The sequence below is a fragment of the Ruegeria sp. A3M17 genome (assembly GCF_003318255.1).
GTDB lineage: Bacteria > Pseudomonadota > Alphaproteobacteria > Rhodobacterales > Rhodobacteraceae > Ruegeria.
Genome location: NZ_QOCF01000004.1, coordinates 43,702 through 66,956, shown reverse-complemented (window position 1 = coordinate 66,956; position 23,255 = coordinate 43,702). Strand labels below are relative to the sequence as shown.

Genomic DNA, 23,255 nt, shown 5'->3' with positions numbered 1-23,255 from the left:
TCGAATGCGGCCCGACCTGGCAATCACATAGTTTCCGTCAGCAATGAAGCCGCCCGTTTCAATTCCATGCGCCAATTGGTCGGTGCATCAAGTGCGGCCAGTGAATCAAGGGACAGGAAGATCGTTGAAATGCCCTGCGCCACAGCCCTCACCCGTTCTGGCGTGGCGTCGGGCGACACGCGAGCAAGGAACTTCTCAAGAACCGCCACAAACCGTGCCAGGACTTCCAGCAACGGCTCCGCAAGTTCGGGATGATCCCCGACTGATGCGGACAACCCCTGCCACGCAGCAGCAAGCCGTGGGTCGATCTCTTCATCTTCGGCAAATAGGATTTCCAAGAGCTGATCGCCTGTTTCGATCTGTGCAAGATGACAGTCCAGCTCCAATGTCAGATCGTTGAACGCGTCTGCGACATGCTTGTTTAGCGCACCAATCATCCGGTCACGATTGCCAAAGTAATGCCGTAACAATGGTCGCTTCACACCGGCCTCGGCCGCGACACGCTCTTGGGTGGCGCCATCAAGCCCGTACCGGGCCACGCAGGTCATATAGGCATCTAGGATTTCTTCTGACCGTTGCGTTTTTAAGCTCGGGCGCGGCATGGCGTTTCCAGTCCTTTCATCAGGCTCCGGACAAGAGCCCAAAAAATCTTGATTAACCGCTGTTTTTGCGGCCAATTTCTTCCAACTCGTCGATTTTAGTGAACGATCACTTTTCATTGACATATGGAGCACTTCTGGTTACCTGTCAACGATGACAATAATTAAAACCTAGCAGCCATTTGTGAGATCATTCATGCAACAGCCAAACAAAATGCCAGAGGTCGCCACCCAGGAATTGCCACCCGAAGCCTATACATCAGATGAATGGCTGGCACAGGAAAACAAAAAGTTGTTTTCGCGCAGCTGGGTGTTTGCTGGCGTAGAGTCAAAGGTTGCCAATGCCGGCGATTACATGACGGCCAAGGCAGGGCACTTTACCCTGGTCGTAATCCGTGGAAACGATGGCGAACTGCGTGCGTTCCACAACATATGCCGCCATCGCGGAACCGAACTGCTGGACCATGGCTGCGGAAATGCGGGCAAGACGATCGTGTGCCCCTATCACTCGTGGACTTTTGGCCTGGACGGCGCGCTGCGTGGTATCCCTGACCAGCAAGCCTGCTTCCCGGACATCAACAAAAAAGAAAACGGCCTGCACAGGGCTTCGGTCGCGGTGTTCAAGGGCATTGTCTTTGTCAATCCCGAACCCAATCAGGACCTGTCAGAATGGCTTAGCGGATTGGAAGATGTCGTCTGGCCGCACGACATCACCAGCCCTGAACTGATATCCTACGGTGAACCTGTAACCTATGAAATGCAGTGCAACTGGAAAGTGTTCTTCGAGAACGCGATCGACGGATACCATCTGGCCTATCTGCACAAGAACACCCTTGGCGGCCCGACTCAGGACAAGAACATCTGGGACCCTTATGGCGACAATCAGGTTTGGTACTCGACCGAGAACGAAACCGTGCGTTCGCGTGTTCCAAATTTCGTGTCAACGCGCATGGACAAATGGAACGCGAAGAAGATCCCGCATGCCGAGAAAGAAGGCTATGGCGGCGTCTACATGTTGTTCCCGACTACCCTGATCGTGGCGAGCCCGTGGTCCTTCTCGATATCCGTGATGGAGCCTGTAAGCGCTGGTGTGACACGGTTGCATGCTTATGTCTGGGCCGCAAAATCATGGATGTCGAGCCGCGGTTCCGTCAAGGATATTCCCGGCTATGACAAAGTATCCGGCATGATCAAAAGCTCGCACTGGAAAGTGCATCCGCTGGAAACACAGGACTTCCAGACTGAAGATGTTTATGTCGTCGAGAAAATGCAGCGTGCGATGATGTCCCCCAAATACGTGGTCGGCAAAATGGCCGCTGGTCCGGGGGCTGAATCTCCGCTGACCTACTTTCAGAGATCGGTTCTGCGCCACATGAAAGCGTAGGCACACACAAGGCAAGCGACAGAGATTTCTCTAAGTCGCTTGCCCAACCAAATGGCCTGCTTCATTTGAGGTGGGCCATTGAAACGACGAGGCTTGACCGCATTTCAGCGATCAAGCCTCACACTGTTTTTCGAACTTTCATTCCCTGACCAAGAGCATTCGGTCAGGAAGGGCGCTCAGGCCGCGCCGCTTTGATCGTCGCGACCGCAAATCTCGATGATTTCGCGCTTTTGAATTTTGCCGGTCGGTCCTTTAGGCAACGCATCCCAAATCTCGATATCTTTCGGGATCTTGAAGTTGGCGATCTTACCCCGGCAGTACTCACGCAGTTCCGCGCTGCTAACAACGGTTTCCGAGTTCAGGGTGACAACGGCATGAATCCGATCCCCCCATTTCGGATCGGGCAGGCCAAACACACTGACTTCGTCGACAGCATCATGTTCAGCCAGACAATTTTCGACCTCAACCGGGAACACATTATAGCCGCCGGATTTGATGCGGAATTTTGCCCGGTCCTTGAGATGCACGTAACCCTCGGCATCGATCACTGCTATATCCCCGGTATACAGCCAACCATCACGGACGGTTTCCGAATACTCCACCGCTTGGTTCCAATAGCCCGGTATCACATAGGGCGAGTGTATCAGCAGCTCGCCCGCCTCACCGTTTGGAACGTCATTGCCCTGTTCATCCACCACACGGACGTCCACGTAATAAAGTGCTCGACCCGCGCTTTCCAGACAGTTGTGCCCGTCTTTCAAAGCGCGTTCGTGATCGGTTGCGGTCAGCATCATACCCATGCCCATCAGCTCGGTCGTGCCAAACATCTGCAGGAATTTGCACCCGAAAGCCTTGAGCGCGTCGCACACCGTCGCAGGTGGAATTGGCGCAGACCCATACCCCAACTGCCGGATCGACGAGCAATTGTATTGCGTAATCAGGCCGGAAGACAGCAGGTCGTTCAGCATTGTCGGCACGAGAACGCAGATCGTCGCCTGCTCACGGTCAATAAGCTTAAGCGCCGTTTCTGCATCCCATTCGCCGACAATGGCGCATTTGGTACCGTGGAACATGTTGCGCAGTAGGTGAATGATCGGAACGCCCGATGCCGGCATCGCGTGCAACCAGACATCGTCCGGACCCGCACCTTCTGTCAGCGCGATTACACCCATCGACTCGATCATCAACGCGTGAGGATAGATCGCACCTTTCGGCAAACCGGTTGAACCGGTGGTGTAGCAGATCATCAATTGCTCATGTGGGGTATGGGTGAAGGCCCCGCGATCAGATGCTGCTGCGATAAGGGTTTCATAATCCCGCTCCAGCGCATGCTGGGCACCGACACCCACCAGCACCGGCTGACGCTTGCTGAAGGTCAACGCCTTTTGGGCAATTGCAACTTTCGTGTCCTGCACGATCAGAACATCCAAGCCAGCGTCGTCAATCAGCGCGCCGATTTCGCGCGGGGCGAGGCGATAGTTCAGGCCCACTCGAATCGCACCGGCCTTGGCGCAAGCGCCGATGGTTTCTGCGACCTCGATGCAGTCGGGTAGGATCACGCCGACCCTGTCACCCTTGCGGACATCCAGCGACCGCAACGCATGCGCCAACGCATCTGTTCGCTGGCCTAACTCGCGCCAACTGCGACGGCGGTCCAGTTCCACATAAGCATCTTGATCCCCAAAGCGGTCGGCGTTTCGGTCGATCAGCTGTCCAAGCGTCGGCATTGGTGTCTCCTCCCGGGCATCATCACGGCAAATTATTAGTTACGTGATGGTCGTTTTTAGTGGCGGTTTTTGGTGGTGTAAGGCGTGCGGAGTCAGGTGAAAATTCACTTTGACCCTGCATCAGCCTTCCAGCGGTGTGAGTTTGTGAAATCCCTTGCGCCCATAAATAAGCGCCGATTTTTCCGGGTTCAGGTGAACTTCTTTCACCATACCGAAGAACACCGCATGTGTCTTCGTGTTGGCCCAGTTGTCGACCACGCATTCAAAGGACACGACGGACTCTTTCAAAACAGGCAGACCCAGATCTCCTTTGATCCATGTCCCGGCTGCCTGGAATTGTTGTTCCTTGTCCATTTTCGACGAAAAGGCACCGACAACCTCGGTCATGTCATCAGGAATGAGGTTTACGGCAAACTTTCGGCTATCTATCACGACGCCATATGTTCGCGCTGTTCGATTGATGCAAACCAACAAAGCTGGCGGATCGGCAGTTAGCGAACATACCGCTGTCGCCGCCATCCCGGCGCGCGAATCCTCGAATTCTGATGTGATGATGGTCGTTGAGGCCGCCAGCAACTGCATGCCGGTCTTGAACCTGTCTTCTGTGGTCAGGGTCATACTGCGCTCTTGCTAATTAGTGAACGATCACTTACCTTCCACATCGCCGGACAAATGTCAATGCAGACTTCGCAGCCCGGCGGGAAAGAAACGAAACCCGACCCTTGTGACCAAGGGACCAGAACGGGCACACAGACCAACAGGACGACGGTTGCACACCGCAAAACCAACCGCAGGAGACGCGTATTGAACCAGCATAGCCCCAACCCCGCCGAGAGCCTCGCGACGCTTTTGGAGACCCAAAAAGCCCACCAGGCAGAGCATGGCGCGCCAAACGCGGCTGAACGCAAGGATCGCATCGCGCGGCTAATCGACCTGGTATTGGATAATCGCGATGCCCTGATTGACGCAATCTCGGCTGATTTTGGCAACCGGTCACAACACGAGACGATCGCGGCCGACATCGCTGGCACGGTAAAACAGCTAAAATTCGCGCGGGACAACCTGGATCGCTGGATGCGCCCTGAGAAGGCGAAAGTCGAGTTTCCCCTGGGATTGCTGGGCGCGCGCGGTCGCATCCATTATCAACCCCTGGGTGTCATTGGGATTGTTAGCCCCTGGAACTTTCCGATCTATCTGGCCATTGGCCCAATGGCCGAAGCCTTTGCGGCAGGCAACTCGGTCATGCTGAAGCCGTCAGAGTTCACATCCCGCACATCCGACCTTTTGAAAGCGCTGATAGAAGCAAACTTCGCCCCGCACGAAGCCGTGGTTGTAACCGGTGGCGTCGACGTCGCACAGGCGTTCACCGCCCTGCCTTTTGACCACCTGCTGTTTACCGGTGCCAGCACCATTGGCCCGCACGTTCTTCGTGCAGCAGCAGAACATATGGTGCCGACAACACTGGAACTTGGCGGCAAGAACCCTGCCATCATCGCCCCCAGCGCAGATATGAATCTTGCGGTCGCCCGGATCGCCGCGGGCAAAGGATTCAATGCGGGTCAGGTTTGCCTGGCACCGGACTATGTCTTGGTCCCACGCGCAAAGATGGAAGAATTCGCCACCCAGCTTGCGGCAAAACTTGCCGAGGCCTTCCCGACACTGTCCGGCAACCCAGATGTCACCCATATCGTGACCGACCGCCAATTCGACCGGCTCAAGGGCCTTGTGGAGCAGGCACGCTCGGCAGGGGCGCGAGTCGTTCAGGTCAATCCCGCCAACGAAGATCTCTCAGCCACGAATGAGAAAATTCTGCCTCCGACATTGATCGTCGACGCCGATCCGGCGCTGGACGTCATGCAGGATGAAATCTTTGGGCCGATCCTGCCAATCCTGCCTTACGACTCGCTGGATCAGGCCATAAGCTTTGCCAACGCCCGTCCGCGCCCTCTGGCGGCTTACGTATTTGCTAAAGACACGGGCGAGCAGGAGCAGGTGATGGAAAGCACCATTTCCGGCGGAGCGTGCATCAACGAGACCATCATGCATTCGACCCAGAACACCCTGCCCTTTGGCGGCGTCGGAAATAGTGGCATGGGCGCTTATCACGGCCTGCACGGCTTCAAACGGTTCAGTCACGCAAAGGCTATTTTCAAGCAAATCAACATGGACGGCGTCTTCAAGGCTCTTCGCCCGCCCTATGGCGAGAAGTTCTTTAAGACAATGGCGCCGTTCCTAAAAAAATAATCTGGTGCACCAAAAAGATGGGAACTCCGCATGTACGGAGTTCCCTTCAATTTTTTTGCGGTATAGCTGACAACACGGCTTGCTATAGCGAAATGCCTGCAGCGATGCCTCAGACCTCCAGCCATTCCTTCCGGATTTCGTCATTTTCGCGCAATGCCTGCGGGGTGCCTTCGTAAACTATGTGCCCGTGACCCATGACGTAAACCCGATTGGTCACACGCAAAGCAATGGTCAGCTTTTGCTCGACCAACAGGATCGAGACGCCACGCTCGGCAATTTGCAGCAGCAAATCCCCAACATGCTCAACAATCTTCGGGGCAAGGCCCTCGGTAGGTTCGTCGATCATGATGAAGTCGGGGTTGCCCATCAAGGCACGGCATATGGTCAGCATCTGCTTTTCGCCGCCCGACATGACCGAGGCATCCACATCCGCACGGTTGCGCAGGTTGGGAAACATCTCGAACATGTCCTCCATGCACCAGCGACCATCGCCGTCCTTTTGGCCAGGTTTCAACCCCAGCATCAGGTTTTGGCGCGTTGTGAGACCTGGAAAAATGTCCCGGTTTTCAGGCACGTAGCCAATCCCGGCCTTGGCAATCTCAAAGCTTTTGCGGCCTGCAATCTCTTGGCCGCGGAACTGGATCGACCCATGGGGTGCGACTTCGCCCATGATAGCCTTGCAAGTGGTTGATCGCCCAACCCCGTTGCGCCCCAATAGCGAGACGATTTCGCCCTCGCCCACTTCAAGATTCACACCCTGAAGAATGTGACTTTTGCCATAAAATGCGTGCAAGTCGGTAACCTGAAGCATTACACCGCCTACGCTTCCAAACTTGCGCCCAGATAGGCTTCTTTCACTTTCGCCGACGCGCGCACAACGTCCGGCGTGTCGGATTCGATCACCTCGCCATACACAAGGACCGAGATTTGGTCCGCCAAATCGAAAATCACGCCCATGTCATGCTCAACAATCAGTAGCGTCTTATCCTCGGTCACTTTGCGGATCAGGTCGACGATCAGATCGGTTTCCGAATGACTCATCCCGGCGCAGGGCTCGTCCAGCAGAATGATATCGGCTCCGCCTGCGATCGTGATCCCGATCTCAAGCGCGCGCTGCTCGGCATAAGCCAGCGTGCCCGCCAGTTCATTCCTGCGCGAGCTCAGATTGATTTGCGCCAGAATTTCTTCGGCCTTTTCAGTCACGTCCTGCTGCCGACCAATCATATGCCAAAACGAATAGCGATACCCCATTGTCCACAACAACCCGCAACGAATGTTTTCAAACACGGTCATGTTGGGAAAAATGTTGGTGATCTGGAAAGATCGGCTGAGGCCACGGCGGTTGATCTCGAAGGGCTTCAATCCGGTGACATCTTCGCCGTGCAGAAACACCCCGCCCGAGGTCGGCGCAAACCGCCCGGTGATCAGGTTGAATAGGGTCGATTTCCCGGCCCCGTTTGGCCCAATGACCGCGTGGCGTTCACCCTTGGCGATCTGCAGGTTCACGCCCTGAATAATCCTGGCCAGACCAAAGCTTTTTTCGAGGTTTTTCAGCTCAATAGCAGGAGCGCTCATGCCCGATCCTCCGCATGGTTGGCATTGTCCCAGGCTTCACGGATTTCTGGCAAAACGCGGGACACAAGGATTAGTGAGATCGCGGCTATGATTGTTGCAAACGCTACGGCCTGATAGCCGCCACTGTCAAAGGCAATACCATAGAGGTGCATCTCGTGATCTCCACCGTATCCGTGGCGCTTGTGGAACAGAATCTCCAGAACGGCGGCCAGCGACAAGACACTTGTGATCGCCGGAATCGCCACCTTGAGATACGGCTTGATCAGCAATTTCATTTTTCCCAGGGCAAGTGGACGTCGATGCATCGCGATCAACCCGGCAAAACCAGACGGGAAGAACATCACGCAAGACACGAACAAAATGCCCAGATACAGCGCCCACAATTCGGTATGCAGGCCAAGAACCGTTTGAAGCAAGGTGAACACAATCGCCCCGATGATCGGTCCGACAAAGAAACCCGCCCCACCTATGAAAGTGATCAGCAGGATCGAGCCTGAGGTTGCAAGATTCAGGTTTTCCTCGGTCAAAATCTCAAAGTTGATTGCGAACAACGACCCGGCAACACCGGCAAAGAAGCCCGAGGCACAGAAGGAAATCCAGCGAACGTTGCGCTGGGAATAACCCAGAAACTCGGCGCGTTCCTCGTTGTCGCGTACCGCGTTGGCGATCCGCCCGATCGGCGTGCGCGAGAACAGATACATCAGCAGTGCTGCCAGCAAAAGCCACACGACCGTTAGGTAATAGACCTCTTGCTGCGTAAGAAATTCATATCCGAACACTGGCGGACCCATGGTCCGGTCGCCCGAGATGCCTTCTTCGCCACCAAAGAACACGACGATGATGACGGAACAGGCGGCGATCAGCTCTCCGACACCCAGCGAGATCATGGCGAATACGGTGCCTGCGCGTCGGGTCGAAAAGCTGCCGATCAGGAAGGCGAAGACCATGCCGAACAAGCCTCCGACAATCGGCAGAAACGGCAATGGCAACCATAGCCCGTCCTCGACCATGTTCATCACGTGCATGGCGAAGAAGCCGCCAAGACCCATATAGACCGCATGACCAAAGGACAGCATCCCGCCCTGCCCCAGCAACATGTTGTAGCTCAGCGCAAAGACGATGGTGATTGCCATCTGGTTCATGATCGTCAGCGCCGAGTTCGACTGAAACACAAACGGCAGGCACAACAGGAACAGTGCGGCAAACGCCCATGGCATCGCGTTTGACAGCGAAATCAGGCGTGTTGAGCCCGCCGTCAGGGGCGTCTTGCTTGCGATAGTCATGATTCACGGTTTCCCATAAGACCCTGCGGGCGCAGGACAAGAACGATGACCATCAGCAGGTAAGGCAGGATCGGGCCAAGCTGAGGCAGCGTCAGCGTCCACAGGTCCTGCAGCGGATGATCCCAGATCATTTCTGGCTTGGTAAAGCCGATCGCGGTTAGCACCTGTTCGGCTGTGACGTCATAGGCGGTGGCGAAGGTCTGAAGCCAACCGATAATCAGGGATGCAACCAAAGCGCCCCAAAGCGAACCCAGGCCGCCGATCACAATGGTCACAAAAACGATTGAACCAAGCTGTAAGGCCATGCCAGGGAAAACCCCCAAAACCGGACCAGCAATGACGCCAGCCAGACCGGCCATCGCGGTTCCTACGCCAAACACGCACATAAAGACCAACGGTACGTTGTGACCCAGGTTCTGCACGGTTTCGGGATAGCTGAGTGCAGCCTGAATGGTCATGCCAATACGGGTCTTGGTCAGAATGTATAGCAGCGTCAGGAAGATCCCCATGGCGACAGCGATCATGAAAACCTTGTAGGCAGGAAATGCATTTCCGGCGATGGCGAAAGCTGCAAAATCCAGCGCGGCAGGTTCCGAGAATGGAAGCTGACTTTTGCCCCAAAAGAATTGAATCGTTTCTTCAATCAGCAGCGCAAGACCAAAGGTAAAGATCAATTCCGGCACATGCCCGTATTTGTGAACTCGCCTTAACCCGTATCGCTCGATCAGAGCTCCGATCAAACCAACAATCAATGGCGCAACAAGCAAGCCGATCCAGAACCCGGTGACGAGGCTGATCTGATAGGCGAAATAGGCACCCAGCATGTAAAAACTGGCATGAGCAAAGTTCAGAACGCCCATCATGGAAAAGATCAGTGTCAGACCGCTGCATAGCATGAACAGCAACAAACCAGTCACAAATCCATCCAACACGTTCACGAGGAACAGCGCCATTACGTGTCTCCCTGCATTTTATTGAGTGGTAACCTGGCGGCCCGCCCGGATTTCGGACGGACCACCAGAGTGGTTAGAGGGTTATGGGCGCTTCATTTCGCATGTGGTGGCCGAGTCATTCGACGCCAGTTCGACAACCGTTTCTGCAACCATACCACGGCCAGAATTGTCATAGTCGAATGCAGCCTCGGGTGTTTGCCCTTGCACCGTCACTGTCTGGATCGTCTGGTGATCGCTTTCGCGCATCAATGTCTTGCCTGTGACAATGCTGTCGTACTCCATGCCTTCCAGCGCGTAGGCGATCGCCTTGATATCCGTGGCATTGCCAACTTCGTTGATCGCGGCTGCAAGCATCGGTGCAACATTCGCCATCTGAGGCTGACCAAAGTCCAGATCCGGGAAGCTTACATAGAAGGCTTCGATGAACTCTTGCGCTTCCAGTGTTGGGGCGGGGTTTACCTGACCTGCGCCAACCAGCTTGACGATACCGTCGCCTTCTTCACCAAAGGCCGCGGTGATGCCCGAGGTCGCGCCATAGTAGGTGTAGATCGGCTTGTCGAAACCGGCACCCATAACCGCCTTGCCCAGACCGACCATATCGCCGCCCCAGTTACCGGTGATCACGGCATCTGCGCCCGAACCAACAATCTTGCGCGCATAAGGCGTGAAGTCTTTGACTTTGCCGATCGGATGCAACTCGTTCCCGACAATCTCAATATCGGGGCGCTTTTCCTGAAGGAACCGCTGCGCTGCCGCAGCAACAGCCTTACCGAACGAATAGTCCTGACCGATCACATAGACTTTTTTGATATCCGGATTGGCCGCAATATCATCGGTCAACGCGTCCATTTTGATGTCAGCATTGGCGTCAAAGCGGAAATGCCAGAACTGGCACTTGTCATTGGTCAACGCCGGGTCAACGGCCGAGTGGTTGAGGAAGATGACCGGATCATCAGGATTGCGACGATTGTGCTTGGCAACGGCTTCGGTCAGCGCGTTTGCCACACCGGATGATGCGCCCTGAGCGATAACGCGAATACCCTGATCCATGGCAACCTGCAACTGGATGAGTGATTCCTTTGCGCTGATCTTGTTGTCGAAAGGCACCATCTCGAATTCGGCATTCCCATCCAACAGCGCGCCAGGTTCGTTCACCAGCTCTTTGACGCTGTGGCGATAGATCGCCAGGCCTTGTGTGCCCGTCGTCGCAAATGGCCCGGATAGCGGATCAATGAAAGCGATTCGTACTTTTTCCTGTGCTGCAGCGGCCCCTGCAACAAGACCAGCAGCAAGTGCGGTCGCCATCATCAAATTGAACTTGTTCATTTCTTCCTCCCTATTGACACCAGGCGGTAGGTTTCAGCCCGTTGTAAGATCCACACATGGGTGAGTGATCGATCACTATATTCATGGCTGTTTGTTAGTGTGTCAACGAATTACTGACGAATTTTAGAACTTCTGGACGTTCGTGAAACAATTCGGGCAATGCGCTGTCATATCGCTCAATTTTATCGCGACTAAAGTGCGTGCTCCTCAATTGGCTTTGAAAATAAGGGGAAAGATCAATCGACTGAATATCCGTGACCCAATCCTCCGCCGGCGCTCTTGATAAACAAGAACCAGCCCAAACAAATCGTTGACATTTTTTTTGTTCGCGTAATATCATTTGTGTACTAACGAGAAATTTCCCATCAGGATAGACACTTTGCGGTATCTCTCTCCCAACACGCTCGATGATGCATTTGATTTGCTGACAAGCAATGATCTGACGGTTGTCGCTGGCGGAACTGACTTTTTCCCATCCCGGCAGCGTCATGAGCTGCACACTGACATATTGGACGTCACACGCATCAATGGTCTTTCGGGCATCAACCTTGTGGATGGCCGTTGGAGAATCGGGGCCGCAACAAGCTGGACAGACATTGCCCGGGCCGATCTGCCCGTCGCATTTAGGGGTCTGCAAATGGCTGCGCGGGAAGTCGGTAGCCTGCAGATCCAAAACAGCGGCACGATTGCAGGGAACCTGTGCAATGCCTCGCCTGCCGCTGACGGCGTGCCGCCGCTGCTGACGCTGGAGGCCAGCGTTGAGCTCGGCTCGGCCCGTGGCTTTCGCGAGGTTCCGCTGTCAGAGTTCATCACTGGCGTGCGCAAAACGGCGTTGTCCGACGATGAGATTGTGACCGCGATTTACCTGCCCGATCCGCCCAAAGGGACTGTTGGACATTTCGAAAAACTCGGCGCGCGGCGGTACCTCGTGATCTCGATCACGATGACTTCTGTCATCATCGGCCTGAATGAAAACCGCCGGATCAACTATGCGCGCGTCGCAGTGGGGGCCGCGTCAGCCGTGGCACAAAGGCTGGATCAGCTCGAAGCCGATTTGATCGGGAAATCCCCTGAAACGGTTGAAGTTTCATCCGAGCATTTAGCACCGCTCAGCCCCATTGATGACGTCCGTGGGGACGCCGCATTCCGACTGGACGCGGTGGCAGAGCAATGTGTCCGAGCAATCGCAGAGGCGGGACAACACCATGGATAAACGCGCTGATGAATTCACGACCGAATTCACTCTGAACGGCCACCCCGTCAGTGCGGTGCCGCGCGTGGGTGAGCGCCTGTCGGAAATGCTGCGCGAGCGGCTGTCAGCACGCGACGTCAAGATCGGGTGCAATGCCGGCGACTGCGGTGCTTGCACTGTACTGGTCGATGGTGATCCGGTCTGCGCCTGTCTGGTTCCGGCACAACAGGCTACTGGGCGGTCTGTGGAAACGGTGTCCGGGCTGACGCAGGATGACCAGATTGCCAAACGTTTGGCAGACAGCTTCCAGAACCACGGTGCGGCGCAGTGCGGAATTTGCACACCCGGCATGATGACCGCCGCTGTCGCTTTGCTGCGCGAGACACCTGAGCCAAACAATGAGCAGGTCCAGGATGCCCTTGGCGGCGTATTGTGCCGCTGCACCGGGTATCGCAAGATTATCGACGCCGTTGTTGCCGCTGGTGCGCCTGCTTTGCCCGAAGCAACACTGGGACACGCGGGCGACGCCATCTGGCGCGTGGACGGGCACGACAAGGTCACAGGCACGGAGCTTTTTGGCGATGATGTTGCCCCGGCAGGTACGTTGGAAATCCATGTCATCCGTTCCCCTTACCACCGTGCCGGGTTTACACTTGGCGATCTGGACGCTTGGGCCAATAAGATCCCAGGGATCGAAGCAGTCCTGACCGCGGCCGACATTTCCGGGCGCAACAACTTTGGCGTCATTCCCGACTTTGCCGACCAACCTGTCTTTGCGGAAACCGAGGCTCGGTTCCGTGGCGAGGCTGTCGCCGCCATCATTGGGCTGCCCGAGGTTCTGGCGACATTCGATCCAGCAGATTTTCCGGTAACGTGGGAAGAACGCCCCGCAGCGCTGGACTCCCTCGACGCCATGACGCCTCAAGCCGAGCAGCTGCACCCAGATCGCGACGGAAACGTTATGTGTGCCGGTTTCGTGAAATGCGGAACACCAGAAACCGCGTTGGACAACGCAGATGTTGTGGTCGAAGGCCATTTCCGCTCGGGCTTTGTCGAACATGGCTATATCGAGCCCGAGGCCGGTTTCGCCGAGATCGTGAACGGGCGGGTCGAAGTCCATGCCTGCACGCAAGCTCCGGTGATGGACCTGGACGCGCTGGAGATCATTCTGGGGATACCGCGCGATCAGATCCGTATTGCCCCGACCGGAGTCGGCGGCGGGTTCGGCTCAAAACTGGATATTTCGGTGCAGCCTTACCTGGCTCTTGCCGCGCTCAAAACCGGCAAGCCGGTGCGGCTGACCTATTCCCGAACCGAGTCGATGCAGTCCACCACCAAACGCCACCCTTCCGACCTGCGGGTCAAGATCGGGGCAACCAAAGACGGTCGTATCAGTGGGATGACTTTTGACGGGCTGTTCAACACAGGCGCCTATGCCAGCTGGGGTCCGACCGTAGCCAACCGGGTGCCCGTGCATGCCTCAGGCCCCTACAAAATCACAGACTACCGCGCCGAAGCCAAAGGCATCCATACGCATTGCCCGCCATCGGGCGCATTCCGTGGCTTTGGCGTTCCGCAATCGGCCATCGCGCAGGAATGCCTGTTCGACGAGTTGGCGGACAAGCTGGGCATCGACGCGCTTGAATTCCGCATCAACAATGCGCTGGAAAACGGTGTACCCACCGTTTGCGGACAGATCTTCGATCAGGGCGTCGGCATTCGCGCCTGCCTCGAAGCGCTGCGTCCCGCGTGGGTCGAAGAAAATGCATCGGTTCAAGCATTCAACTCACAAAACAATACCTTGAAGCGCGGCGTTGGACTGGCGGCCGGCTGGTACGGGTGCGGCAACACTTCGTTGCCCAACCCGTCGACGATCAAATCGGGCATCCGATCAGATGGCAGTTTGGTCCTGCACCAAGGGGCTATGGATATTGGCCAAGGGGCAAACACGGTAATCACGCAGATCTTTGCCACTGCGCTTGGTGTTCCGGTTGCGCAGATCGAAATCATCGGGGCCGATACGGATGTCACGCCGGATGCCGGCAAAACCTCGGCCTCGCGTCAGACCTATGTCTCTGGCAGTGCATCACGTCTGTCGGGCGAAGCGATGCGCGCGCAGATTCTGTCCCGCGTGAACGCCGGTCCTGCCGCCGTGATCACCCTGACCCCAGGAACGATTGGGGTGGACGACAACGGGCAACAACACTCTATCGACCTGACCGTGCTGGAGCCCGACGCAGAAGGTTACGTGCTGCGCGCCGAAGAAACCTATGACCCGCCCACAAAGCCGCTGGACGACAACGGTCAGGGGATACCTTATGCTCAATTTGGTTATGCTGCGCATCTGGCGGTTGTCGAGGTGGACACAAAGCTTGGCACGGTGAAACCGATTAAATTCGTGGCCGCCCATGACGTTGGCAAGGCGATCAACCCGATGCTGGTCGAAGGTCAGGTACAGGGCGGTATCGCGCAGGGTCTTGGCATGGCGCTAATGGAAGAGTACCTGCCCGGCCGCACCGAGAACCTGCATGACTATCTGATCCCGACCATTGGTGACATCCCTCCGATTGAAACCCTGATCATCGAAGAAGAGGATGCCCACGGTCCCTATGGCGCCAAAGGCCTGGGAGAGCACGTGCTGATCCCCACGGCCCCGGCCCTATTCAACGCAATCAAGCGCGCCTGCGGCGTTCGACTGACCCAAAGTCCCGCCACGCCAGCAAAAATGCGCGCAGCAATCAAGGAATTGACAGATGGCAACTGAGCGCACGACACCGGAAAAAATCCGCTGCGACGCCTGCCCGGTGATGTGCTATATCGCAGACGGAAAAATCGGGGCCTGCGACCGCTATGCCAACCATGGTGGCGATCTGGTTCGTCTGGATGCGCTGACCATCATCGAAAGCACAGAAGACACACGCCTGGTCCCCTTTTTAAAGGATGGCAAAGACCCCGAAGATTGGGACGGCGACATCGTGCAGGGCAAACGGCCCTTTGTGACCGCCGTTGGTGCCGGCACGACCTATCCCGACTACAAACCCGCGCCCTTCATCGTCAGCCAAGATGTGGCGGGCGTGGATATGGTCACCGTCGTGACCGAGGGGATATTCTCGTATTGCGGCGTAAAGGTGAAGATCGATACCGACCGTCATATCGGCCACGAACGCGATGTCGTCCGCGTAAATGGTGAGCCGGTCGGGCACGTCATGACCTCGGAATACGGATCCAAGATGTTGTCGCTGGGCGGTGTGGAACACCTGACCGGCGGTACAAAGAAAGAAGGCCGGATCACCTGCGATGCCCTGCTTCGGTTGTGCAATCGAGAGGCCGTCGAGATGGTGATCGGCGATGAAAGACATGAGACCACGGTGGTTGTTCAGGCCGGCAAAGCACCCATCATCAATGGGGTCGAAGAAAAACTGATGCGGGTGGGCTGTGGCTCGGCCACAATCGGGATGTTCGCCAAGCAATGGATTGAACACGTGGATGACGTGGTGGTGGTCGACGACCACATCACCGGCGTTCTGTCCGAACATCAGGCCGGTAAATTGTTGGATGTCGAACCTACGGGCATCAAGATCAATGGCCGCCGTTCCACCCCGGGTCGGTATTTTCAGGTCGCAGAGCCCGGCACCGGTTGGGGCGGTACAAACATCGAGGATCCGCTGAAAATTCTGGGCGATTTCAATCCTAAATTCTCGCGTGAGGGTATGAGCCTGTTGATGGTATCCACCACGGGTGAACAATATGGCTATTTTGAACTGGATGCCGAGCTGCAACCTCAGCCCGTCGAGATTCCCCCGGCGCTGAAGGCATCTGCAGAGCTGATTGCCGAAAACTGCGAACCTTCGGTTTGCTCGGTTCTGTTCATGGGCGGCGCAGGCGGCAGCCTGCGGGCGGGGGTCACGGAAAACCCGGTTCGCCTCACGAAATCGGTCAAGGACTCGCTGACCTTCGTATCCTGCGGTGGGGCTGAGGCCTATGTTTGGCCCGGTGGCGGCATCACCGTGATGGTGGACATTCTGGACATGCCCACGGGATCGTTCGGATACGTTCCGACCCCGGCGCTGGTCGCCCCCATCGAATTCACGATGCGTGTCAGCGACTATGGCACACTGGGCGGGCACATGGATGAGATCAAGCCAGTTACAGATGTCATCTCGGACGAAACCCGCAAGGTAGATCAGTTCGACAACCAGCCCGACCCCATGTCTTCGAAAAATTACCGCTGGGCGAAAGGAGCATAAGGTCAGATGCACCCCATCTCTGCCATATTGCCGTGTGGTCGCAGATTGCATCTGCAACACGGCCCAATCGACCTGATCGTCGAGGCAGATGGGGCACGAGATATTGCATTTGAGGCTGCCCAGTTACGGTTCCAATCCTTGCTGCAGGGCTTGGTGGATGAACTGGCTTTGTTGAAAACGCCCATGACCGCTGAATGCGCCCGCCCTCACGGACGGGTGGCGCGCCGTATGGATGAGGCTGCGCGCCCTCATACCAACGTGTTTGTTACACGCATGGCCGCCGTTGCCGGAGCTGTCGCGGACGAAGTACTGGCAACCATGCTTCAGGCCACACCTCTGGATCGCGCGTCAGTCAATAATGGTGGAGATATTGCTGTCCATCTGAGTTCGGACCAGAATTACCGCGTCGCCATGAGCGGGCTTGACGGGTGCAGCTTGGGCCGCATTGCTATCCGTGCAAGCGACAAGATTGGTGGCATTGCCACGTCGGGTCGCGGCGGACGCAGCTTGAGCCTTGGCATCGCCGACAGCGTTACAGTGCTGGCCAGCAACGCAGCAATGGCCGATGTGGCAGCGACGCTGATCGCCAATGCGGTTGATCTGCCCGGGCATCCGGCCATCCGGCGCCTTCCGGCCAATCAACTGCGCGATGACAGCGATTTGGGCGACCTGCCCGTTCCGGTTTCTGTCGGCCAACTCTCTGCCCAAGATATTCAAGATGCCATTTCAGACGGCCTGAACACTGCCGAGACCATGCTTGGGCGCGGTTTGATCTCTGCCGCCCATCTGTCTCTTGGCTCTCACTCCTGCCAGTCGGGCGCGTCCCGATTGGTGATCTCAACCACTCAGAAGGTTCCACAATATGCCTGACGTTCAGCTGCGAAAAAAGCTGTTTTCGCTTGAAGAAATCTATCACGAAGGCGGACCGCTGTCCGACACGCCGCTGGTGCGGGTGGCCGCAATGGCCGTGATCGCCAACCCGTTTGCAGGCCGGTACGAACCCGAGATTCAGGGCTTTATGGAAGACCTCAAACCTTTGGGTTTGGAAATGGCGCAAACCCTGATCGACATGTTAGGCGGTCCGGAAAACGTCCAAGGGTATGGCAAAGGGTCCTTGGTTGGCGAAGGCGGCGAACTGGAACACGGTGCGCTGTGGCACGCCCCTGGTGGTTACGCGATGCGGCAGTTGCTGGGTACAGCCAACGCGATTGTGCCTTCATCGAAAAAAGTTGGCGGCGTGGGTGCGCGGCTGGATGTGCCAATCACGCATATCAACGCCTCATATGTGCGTAGCCATTTCGACAGCATGGAAGTGGGCTGCAATGACGCCCCCCGGGCGGGCGAGCTGGCTTTTTCACTGGTCATGACAACCGGACCACGGGTGCATTCTCGTTCGGGCGGGCTTGAGGCGTGGGACATCAAAGGAGAGGACGGCCTAAGATGACAAAGATCCGCAAAATCGCAGTCAACGTTGAAGAAACCCATATCGAGGCAGGGCGCCCGATCTCGCCCGCCACGCGCAAGGCGGTGGCCGTGGCCGTGATCGAAAACCCCTTTGCCGGGCAATATGTCGAGGATCTGACACCGCTGATGGAAACCGGGGCTGAGTTGGGCGCTTTACTGGGCCGCCGCTGCGTCGAGGCCCTTAACATCACGCCGGAACAGGCTGAAAGTTATGGAAAATCGGCGATGGTCGGTGAGAACGGCGAGCTGGAACATGCCGCCGCCATTCTGCACCCCAAACTGGGTGCGCCATTGCGCAAGGAAGTCGAAAAAGGCGCCGCTTTGGTGCCCTCGTCAAAGAAGATGGGCAGCCCTGGGCAGGTACTGGACGTACCGCTTGGTCACAAGGACGCGGCCTATGTGCGCAGCCATTTTGACGGCATCGAAGTGCAGTTGAACGACGCGCCCCGTGCGAATGAGATCATGGTGGCAGTTGCGGTCACCGACAGCGGACGACCGTTGCCGCGTGTAGGCGGACTGACGAATGAGGAGGCAGAAGGCAAAGACGGGCTACGCTGAATGTAGCAGCTACGCTCTTTAGGGCTGACAACACATTAAGAAGCCGGGATAACTGGCCGTGAACAATGATCATTGGGAGGAATTTGAAATGAATCTGATCAGACGCACGGTACTGGGCGCGCTGGCGGCGCTGCCCTTCACCGGTTTGACGGCTGGGGTCAGCCTGGCCCAGGACACAATCGTGTTGGGTGAGGTGAACAGCTATACCCGTCTGCCCGCCTTTACCGAGCCCTACAAGAAAGGTTGGCAACTGGCGGTCGAACAGATCAACGCCGCAGGCGGGATCGACGGCAAGCAACTGGAAGTGATCAGCCGGGATGATACCGGTGATCCAGCCACCGCAATCCGGATCGCCGAGGAGCTGGTCTCAAAAGACGGTGCAGTTCTGATCTTTGGCACCTTCCTGTCCAATATCGGTCTGGCCGTTTCCGATTTTGCCAAGCAGAAAGAAGTCCTGTTCATCGCGTCCGAGCCTCTGTCCGACGCGATTGTCTGGTCCAAAGGCAACAAATTCACCTATCGTCTGCGCCCCTCGACCCACATGCAGGCCGCGATGCTGGCCGAACAGGCAGCCAAGCTGGACGCCGTGAAATGGGCGACTGTCGCGCCGAACTACGCCTACGGGCAGGATGCGGTGAAGGCCTTCAAATCCGAACTGACCAAATTGCGCCCCGATGTGGAATTTGTCGAAGAACAATGGCCACCACTGTTCAAGATCGACGCGGGTTCCACCGTTCGCGCACTTGAGGCCTCGAAACCGGATGCGATTTACAACGTGACCTTCGGCGGCGATCTGGCCAAATTTGTTCGCGAAGGTTCGCTGCGGTTCCTGTTCGAGGATCGCGACGTTGCATCATTGCTGACCGGAGAACCAGAATATCTTGACCCGCTGGGGGCTGAGGCTCCTGAGGGTTGGATTGTCACCGGATACCCTTCGACCGACATCACAACGGACGAGCATAAGGCGTTTGCTGATGCATATATCGAGAAGTTCGGCGAAGCGCCCAAAACCGGTTCTATCGTTGGATATAACTCGATCCTCGCCATCGCCGCAGCGTTGGAAAAAGCCGATTCCACGGACACTGACGCCCTGCTGGCCGCGATGGAGGGCCTGACCGTCGACAGCAGCCCAACCGGCCCCTTCACCTTCCGCGCGGCTGACCATCAGTCCACGATGGGCGCCTATGTCGGCAAGACGGGAACGGTCGACGGCAAACCGTCTATGGTCGACTGGTCCTATGCCGACGGGGCTGATTACTTGCCCAGCGAAGACGACGCAGCAGCCTTGCGTCCGGCGGAATAAGCCGACTTTGGCGGGGCAATAGCTGCCCCTCCCCTCAAAAAGAACACGAACAAGGGACGGTGGCCCGATGGGGTTCTATTTTGCACAGCTTCTGACTGGATTGGCGAACGCTTCCTCGCTTTTCCTGATTGCATCCGGGCTTTCGATCATCTTCGGTGTCACGCGGATCGTGAACTTTGCGCATGGCTCGTTTTACATGGTCGGCGCTTATCTCGCTTACACATTGGTCACGCTCTGGAGCGGCAGCATCCTTGGCTTTTGGGTCAGCGTCATTTTGGCGGCAATGATCGTCGGGGTGATCGGCCTGATCATCGAACTCACTATCCTACGCCGCATTTACCACGCACCCGAGCTGTTCCAACTGGTCGCAACGTTTGGCGTCGTATTGATCTTTCAGGATGGCACGCTGGCGATCTGGGGCGCAGAGGACCTTCTGGGCCCGCGCGCGCCGGGGTTGGATAGTGCGGTTCGCATCATGGGAGAACCAATTCCCGAATATGACCTCGCCTTGATTGCTATCGGGCCGGTCGTCCTGTTGGCAATCTGGCTGCTGTTTCACAAAACGCGATGGGGTGTTCTGGTGCGTGCTGCAACCCAAGACCGCGAGATGGTCGGGGCGCTTGGCGTCAATCAAGCCTGGTTGTTTTCGGCAGCATTCGTTCTTGGCTCATTCCTGGCTGGATTGGGCGGCGCGCTGCAAATCCCACGCGAGGCGGTGTCGCTACAGATGGATCTGTCCATCATCGGTGAGGCCTTCGTCGTCGTTGTCATTGGCGGTATGGGCAGCGTGTCCGGCGCGTTTGTGGCGGCGGTTCTGATCTCAGTCCTGAACGCGTTTGCCATCCTGATCTTCCCGCAGATCTCAATCGTACTGCCCTTCATCATCATGGCGATTGTCCTGATCTTCCGCCCGCATGGGCTGTTTGGCAAACCAGGCAGCGAAAAAGGCGCGCCGGAAGAACCGGACCAACCACTGGCGCTAATGGATCAGAAATCAGCAATGGTGCTGATGGCTGCGCTACTGGTTCTGGCCCTTAGCCCATTGTTAACTGCTGATTTCACCTCGGTCCTGATGGTCGATGTGATGGTCGCGACGCTATTTGCCGTGTCGCTGCATTTTATGATGGGTGTTGGCGGAATGGTCAGTTTCGGACATGCCGCCTATTTCGGCGTTGGTGCCTATGGTGCCGCGATGGCGGTCAAATTCCTTGGGCTCGGCATGATCTCGGCCATGCTTTTCGGCCCGGTTTGTGCGGCTATGGCAGCGCTGTTCTTCGGCTGGTTCTGTGTTCGGCTGTCGGGCGTTTACCTTGCCATGTTGACCTTGGCCGCGGCCCAGATCCTATGGGGTGTCACGTTCCAATGGCAGCGATTTACCGGCGGGGATGATGGCATCCTTGGCGTATGGCCTGCGAAGTGGGCCAGCTCTGACAAGGTATACTTTTATATCGCCTTCGTCCTTTGTGTCGGCGGAATATTGGCGCTGCGTCGTGTGGCATTCTCTCCGTTCGGCTATATCCTGCGCGGCATACGCGACAGCCAGACCCGGGCTGAATCGATCGGCATCGATACCCGGTTTCATCAATGGATGGGCTTTGTGCTGGCGGGTGGCTTTGCCGGTTTGGCCGGGGTCGTCTTTGCATTCTCGAAGGGCAGCGTCTTTCCTGACAGCCTCGGCATCGCGCTGAGTATCGACGGTTTGATCATGGTTCTTCTGGGTGGCATTCACGCGCTGGCGGGTCCGATCCTGGGGGCCGGTGCCTTTGTCCTGATCGAGGATTGGGTCACGCGGTTGGACTATTGGCGCTTCATCTTCGGGGCCATCATTCTAATCGTTGTCCTAGTGGCACCGGACGGAATTGCGGGCGGTATTCAACGCCTGTTGCGCGGTCTGAAAGGAGGCCGGGCATGACCAACGTTCTCGAAGTCCGCAACCTGTCCAAGTCCTTTGGCGGCGTGCAGGCCGTGAAGGATGTGAATTTCGATCTGAAGGAAGGGGAATTCCTTGCCTTGATCGGCCCCAACGGTGCAGGAAAAACCACATGCTTCAACATGTTGAGCGGCTATCATAAACCGAATACTGGTTCGGTATCCTTGCGCGGTCAGGCCTTGATCGGCCATCCACCGCGCAAGATCTGGCGTATGGGCGTCGGTCGAACGTTCCAGATTACTGCGACCTTCCTGTCTATGACCGTTGTGGAAAACGTCCAGATGGCGCTGATCTCGCATCACCGGCGGGTGTTCGACCTGTTTTCCCGGGCGACGCGGATGTTTGTGGACGAAGCAATGGCGTTGCTGGAACTGGTCTCGATGCAGGATCAGGCTGGGCGGGCATGTTCAGAACTGGCTTATGGCGATCTAAAACGGCTGGAACTGGCGATTGCATTGGCGCATGAGCCCGCCCTTCTGCTGATGGACGAACCGACGGCGGGCATGGCACCGTCCGAACGGTTTGCGCTGATGGCGCTGACTGCCGAAATCGTGGCTAAAGGCGGCGTAAGCGTTGTGTTCACCGAACATGACATGGACGTCGTATTTGCCCATGCCCATCGTATTCTGGTCCTGAACCGGGGTGAGTTGATCGCCGAAGGCACAGGGTCTGAAATCCGCACCAACCCGTTGGTCCAAGAAGTATATCTGGGCGGTGGCTCAGTCTTTGAAGCGGAGAGCGCCCATGCTTGATGTCAAGAACCTTGGGGCCTGGTACGGCCGTGCGCAAATCCTCAACGGTGTTTCGCTGAGCGTCGGCAAGAACGAGGTGGTTGCGCTCATGGGCCGGAATGGTGCCGGCAAATCAACCACCATGAAGTCCATCATGGGATTGGTGCGTCACATTGATGGCACCATCCGCTATGCCGAACGCGAGGTTCAGAGGAATACCCCTCATGTGATCTGTCGCCTTGGCATGGGTTATGTCCCCGAAGACCGTCGGATTTTCGGAGATCTGACCATCGAAGAAAACCTCGAAGTCGGACGCCGCGAACCACGTCCAGATGCACCCGAATGGACACAGGAACACTTGTTCGATCTGTTCCCAAATCTGGCTGAGCGTCGCAAGAACCTGGGCAAGCAACTTTCGGGTGGGGAACAACAGATGCTGACCATCGCCCGTACGTTGATGGGAAATCCCAAGCTGGTCCTGTTGGACGAACCATCAGAAGGGATCGCGCCGGTCATTGTTGAACAGATGGCCCGCGTGATTGCGGAACTGAAACGAGAAGGGCTGTCGGTGCTGATCAGCGAACAGAACCTGCACTTTGCGCGTATCGTGTCGGACCGGGCTTATATCATCGAAAAAGGCGAAATGCGGTTCGAAGGCAGCTTTACTGACCTCGACGAAAACCCAGAAATTTCAAACACCTATCTTGCCGTCTAATACCTTGGTCTTGTGGGAGGGACT

At 56.7% G+C, this 23,255-nt stretch carries 20 protein-coding genes; 12 read left to right on the top strand and 8 right to left on the bottom strand.

Features of this window, described 5'->3' with window-relative positions:
* Nucleotides 1–23: 23 nt before the first annotated feature.
* The gene (locus DS906_RS01745; RefSeq protein WP_158541263.1) at nucleotides 24–602 is read right to left on the bottom strand and encodes a TetR/AcrR family transcriptional regulator; all 579 of its coding nucleotides are present in this window, start codon (nucleotides 600–602) and stop codon (nucleotides 24–26) included.
* A 193-nt stretch (nucleotides 603–795) separates the two neighbouring features.
* On the opposite strand from DS906_RS01745, the gene DS906_RS01740 reads away from it, so the two are divergent.
* Nucleotides 796–1,983 (top strand): SRPBCC family protein, encoded by a 1,188-nt coding sequence (locus DS906_RS01740; protein WP_113788540.1) that lies wholly within the window; start codon nucleotides 796–798, stop codon nucleotides 1,981–1,983.
* Between the two features lie 176 nt (nucleotides 1,984–2,159).
* On the opposite strand, the gene DS906_RS01735 is transcribed toward DS906_RS01740, so the two are convergent.
* Nucleotides 2,160–3,710 carry a class I adenylate-forming enzyme family protein gene (locus DS906_RS01735; protein ID WP_113788539.1) on the bottom strand — a complete coding sequence of 517 codons (1,551 nt, stop codon included), beginning with the start codon at nucleotides 3,708–3,710 and terminating at the stop codon, nucleotides 2,160–2,162.
* Nucleotides 3,711–3,830: 120 nt separating this feature from the next.
* Nucleotides 3,831–4,328: a flavin reductase family protein gene (locus DS906_RS01730; RefSeq protein WP_113788538.1), complete on the bottom strand. Its 498-nt coding sequence runs from the start codon at nucleotides 4,326–4,328 to the stop codon at nucleotides 3,831–3,833.
* A gap of 186 nt (nucleotides 4,329–4,514) precedes the next feature.
* Between DS906_RS01730 and DS906_RS01725 the strand changes: the two genes are divergently transcribed.
* Nucleotides 4,515–5,954 (top strand): coniferyl aldehyde dehydrogenase, encoded by a 1,440-nt coding sequence (locus tag DS906_RS01725; RefSeq protein ID WP_199528438.1) that lies wholly within the window; start codon nucleotides 4,515–4,517, stop codon nucleotides 5,952–5,954.
* A gap of 109 nt (nucleotides 5,955–6,063) precedes the next feature.
* Here the strand turns inward: DS906_RS01725 and DS906_RS01720 are convergent, their stop codons facing one another.
* The 5 genes from DS906_RS01720 to DS906_RS01700 all read right to left on the bottom strand — a co-directional run bounded on the left by DS906_RS01720 (nucleotide 6,064) and on the right by DS906_RS01700 (nucleotide 11,091).
* The gene (locus tag DS906_RS01720; RefSeq protein WP_113788536.1) at nucleotides 6,064–6,765 is read right to left on the bottom strand and encodes an ABC transporter ATP-binding protein; all 702 of its coding nucleotides are present in this window, start codon (nucleotides 6,763–6,765) and stop codon (nucleotides 6,064–6,066) included.
* Nucleotides 6,766–6,773: 8 nt separating this feature from the next.
* Nucleotides 6,774–7,529 carry an ABC transporter ATP-binding protein gene (locus DS906_RS01715; protein WP_113788535.1) on the bottom strand — a complete coding sequence of 252 codons (756 nt, stop codon included), beginning with the start codon at nucleotides 7,527–7,529 and terminating at the stop codon, nucleotides 6,774–6,776.
* A complete protein-coding gene (locus tag DS906_RS01710) occupies nucleotides 7,526–8,812 on the bottom strand; it encodes a branched-chain amino acid ABC transporter permease (protein WP_113788534.1) in 1,287 nt (428 codons plus the stop codon). The genes DS906_RS01715 and DS906_RS01710 overlap by 4 nt, the downstream gene beginning before the upstream one ends.
* A complete protein-coding gene (locus DS906_RS01705) occupies nucleotides 8,809–9,765 on the bottom strand; it encodes a branched-chain amino acid ABC transporter permease (protein WP_113788533.1) in 957 nt (318 codons plus the stop codon). Before DS906_RS01705 ends, DS906_RS01710 begins: the two co-directional genes overlap by 4 nt.
* A gap of 81 nt (nucleotides 9,766–9,846) precedes the next feature.
* Nucleotides 9,847–11,091: a branched-chain amino acid ABC transporter substrate-binding protein gene (locus DS906_RS01700; RefSeq protein WP_113788532.1), complete on the bottom strand. Its 1,245-nt coding sequence runs from the start codon at nucleotides 11,089–11,091 to the stop codon at nucleotides 9,847–9,849.
* A 379-nt stretch (nucleotides 11,092–11,470) separates the two neighbouring features.
* Between DS906_RS01700 and DS906_RS01695 the strand changes: the two genes are divergently transcribed.
* The 10 genes from DS906_RS01695 (at nucleotide 11,471) to DS906_RS01650 (ending at nucleotide 23,231) form a co-directional block, all read left to right on the top strand.
* Complete coding sequence (locus DS906_RS01695; RefSeq protein ID WP_113788531.1) at nucleotides 11,471–12,304, top strand: xanthine dehydrogenase family protein subunit M; 834 nt, start codon at nucleotides 11,471–11,473, stop codon at nucleotides 12,302–12,304.
* Complete coding sequence (locus tag DS906_RS01690; RefSeq protein WP_113788530.1) at nucleotides 12,297–15,047, top strand: molybdopterin cofactor-binding domain-containing protein; 2,751 nt, start codon at nucleotides 12,297–12,299, stop codon at nucleotides 15,045–15,047. Before DS906_RS01695 ends, DS906_RS01690 begins: the two co-directional genes overlap by 8 nt.
* Entirely contained in the window at nucleotides 15,037–16,530 is a 1,494-nt protein-coding gene (locus DS906_RS01685) for a 6-hydroxynicotinate reductase (protein ID WP_113788529.1), read from the top strand. Before DS906_RS01690 ends, DS906_RS01685 begins: the two co-directional genes overlap by 11 nt.
* A 6-nt stretch (nucleotides 16,531–16,536) precedes the next feature.
* Nucleotides 16,537–17,400, top strand: coding sequence for a UPF0280 family protein (locus DS906_RS01680; RefSeq protein ID WP_113788528.1), 864 nt, complete (start codon nucleotides 16,537–16,539; stop codon nucleotides 17,398–17,400).
* Nucleotides 17,393–17,974 (top strand): amino acid synthesis family protein, encoded by a 582-nt coding sequence (locus tag DS906_RS01675; protein ID WP_113788527.1) that lies wholly within the window; start codon nucleotides 17,393–17,395, stop codon nucleotides 17,972–17,974. Before DS906_RS01680 ends, DS906_RS01675 begins: the two co-directional genes overlap by 8 nt.
* Nucleotides 17,971–18,552: an amino acid synthesis family protein gene (locus tag DS906_RS01670; protein WP_113788526.1), complete on the top strand. Its 582-nt coding sequence runs from the start codon at nucleotides 17,971–17,973 to the stop codon at nucleotides 18,550–18,552. The genes DS906_RS01675 and DS906_RS01670 overlap by 4 nt, the downstream gene beginning before the upstream one ends.
* Nucleotides 18,553–18,640: 88 nt before the next feature.
* Nucleotides 18,641–19,855, top strand: a complete 1,215-nt coding sequence (locus tag DS906_RS01665) for an ABC transporter substrate-binding protein (RefSeq protein ID WP_113788642.1) — start codon at nucleotides 18,641–18,643, stop codon at nucleotides 19,853–19,855.
* 67 nt (nucleotides 19,856–19,922) lie between these two features.
* The gene (locus tag DS906_RS01660; protein WP_113788525.1) at nucleotides 19,923–21,767 is read left to right on the top strand and encodes an ABC transporter permease; all 1,845 of its coding nucleotides are present in this window, start codon (nucleotides 19,923–19,925) and stop codon (nucleotides 21,765–21,767) included.
* The gene (locus DS906_RS01655) at nucleotides 21,764–22,537 is read left to right on the top strand and encodes an ABC transporter ATP-binding protein (protein ID WP_113788524.1); all 774 of its coding nucleotides are present in this window, start codon (nucleotides 21,764–21,766) and stop codon (nucleotides 22,535–22,537) included. Before DS906_RS01660 ends, DS906_RS01655 begins: the two co-directional genes overlap by 4 nt.
* Nucleotides 22,530–23,231 carry an ABC transporter ATP-binding protein gene (locus tag DS906_RS01650; RefSeq protein WP_113788523.1) on the top strand — a complete coding sequence of 234 codons (702 nt, stop codon included), beginning with the start codon at nucleotides 22,530–22,532 and terminating at the stop codon, nucleotides 23,229–23,231. Before DS906_RS01655 ends, DS906_RS01650 begins: the two co-directional genes overlap by 8 nt.
* The last annotated feature ends 24 nt before the right edge of the window (nucleotides 23,232–23,255 follow it).

Coding starts and splice junctions, on each gene's coding strand:
- DS906_RS01745 (WP_158541263.1), bottom strand. CDS start 602: ATGCCGCGCCCGAGCTTAAAAACGCAACGGTCAGAAGAAATCCTAGAT.
- DS906_RS01740 (WP_113788540.1), top strand. CDS start 796: ATGCAACAGCCAAACAAAATGCCAGAGGTCGCCACCCAGGAATTGCCA.
- DS906_RS01735 (WP_113788539.1), bottom strand. CDS start 3,710: ATGCCGACGCTTGGACAGCTGATCGACCGAAACGCCGACCGCTTTGGG.
- DS906_RS01730 (WP_113788538.1), bottom strand. CDS start 4,328: ATGACCCTGACCACAGAAGACAGGTTCAAGACCGGCATGCAGTTGCTG.
- DS906_RS01720 (WP_113788536.1), bottom strand. CDS start 6,765: ATGCTTCAGGTTACCGACTTGCACGCATTTTATGGCAAAAGTCACATT.
- DS906_RS01715 (WP_113788535.1), bottom strand. CDS start 7,529: ATGAGCGCTCCTGCTATTGAGCTGAAAAACCTCGAAAAAAGCTTTGGT.
- DS906_RS01710 (WP_113788534.1), bottom strand. CDS start 8,812: ATGACTATCGCAAGCAAGACGCCCCTGACGGCGGGCTCAACACGCCTG.
- DS906_RS01705 (WP_113788533.1), bottom strand. CDS start 9,765: ATGGCGCTGTTCCTCGTGAACGTGTTGGATGGATTTGTGACTGGTTTG.
- DS906_RS01700 (WP_113788532.1), bottom strand. CDS start 11,091: ATGAACAAGTTCAATTTGATGATGGCGACCGCACTTGCTGCTGGTCTT.
- DS906_RS01690 (WP_113788530.1), top strand. CDS start 12,297: ATGGATAAACGCGCTGATGAATTCACGACCGAATTCACTCTGAACGGC.
- DS906_RS01685 (WP_113788529.1), top strand. CDS start 15,037: ATGGCAACTGAGCGCACGACACCGGAAAAAATCCGCTGCGACGCCTGC.
- DS906_RS01680 (WP_113788528.1), top strand. CDS start 16,537: ATGCACCCCATCTCTGCCATATTGCCGTGTGGTCGCAGATTGCATCTG.
- DS906_RS01675 (WP_113788527.1), top strand. CDS start 17,393: ATGCCTGACGTTCAGCTGCGAAAAAAGCTGTTTTCGCTTGAAGAAATC.
- DS906_RS01670 (WP_113788526.1), top strand. CDS start 17,971: ATGACAAAGATCCGCAAAATCGCAGTCAACGTTGAAGAAACCCATATC.
- DS906_RS01665 (WP_113788642.1), top strand. CDS start 18,641: ATGAATCTGATCAGACGCACGGTACTGGGCGCGCTGGCGGCGCTGCCC.
- DS906_RS01660 (WP_113788525.1), top strand. CDS start 19,923: ATGGGGTTCTATTTTGCACAGCTTCTGACTGGATTGGCGAACGCTTCC.
- DS906_RS01655 (WP_113788524.1), top strand. CDS start 21,764: ATGACCAACGTTCTCGAAGTCCGCAACCTGTCCAAGTCCTTTGGCGGC.
- DS906_RS01650 (WP_113788523.1), top strand. CDS start 22,530: ATGCTTGATGTCAAGAACCTTGGGGCCTGGTACGGCCGTGCGCAAATC.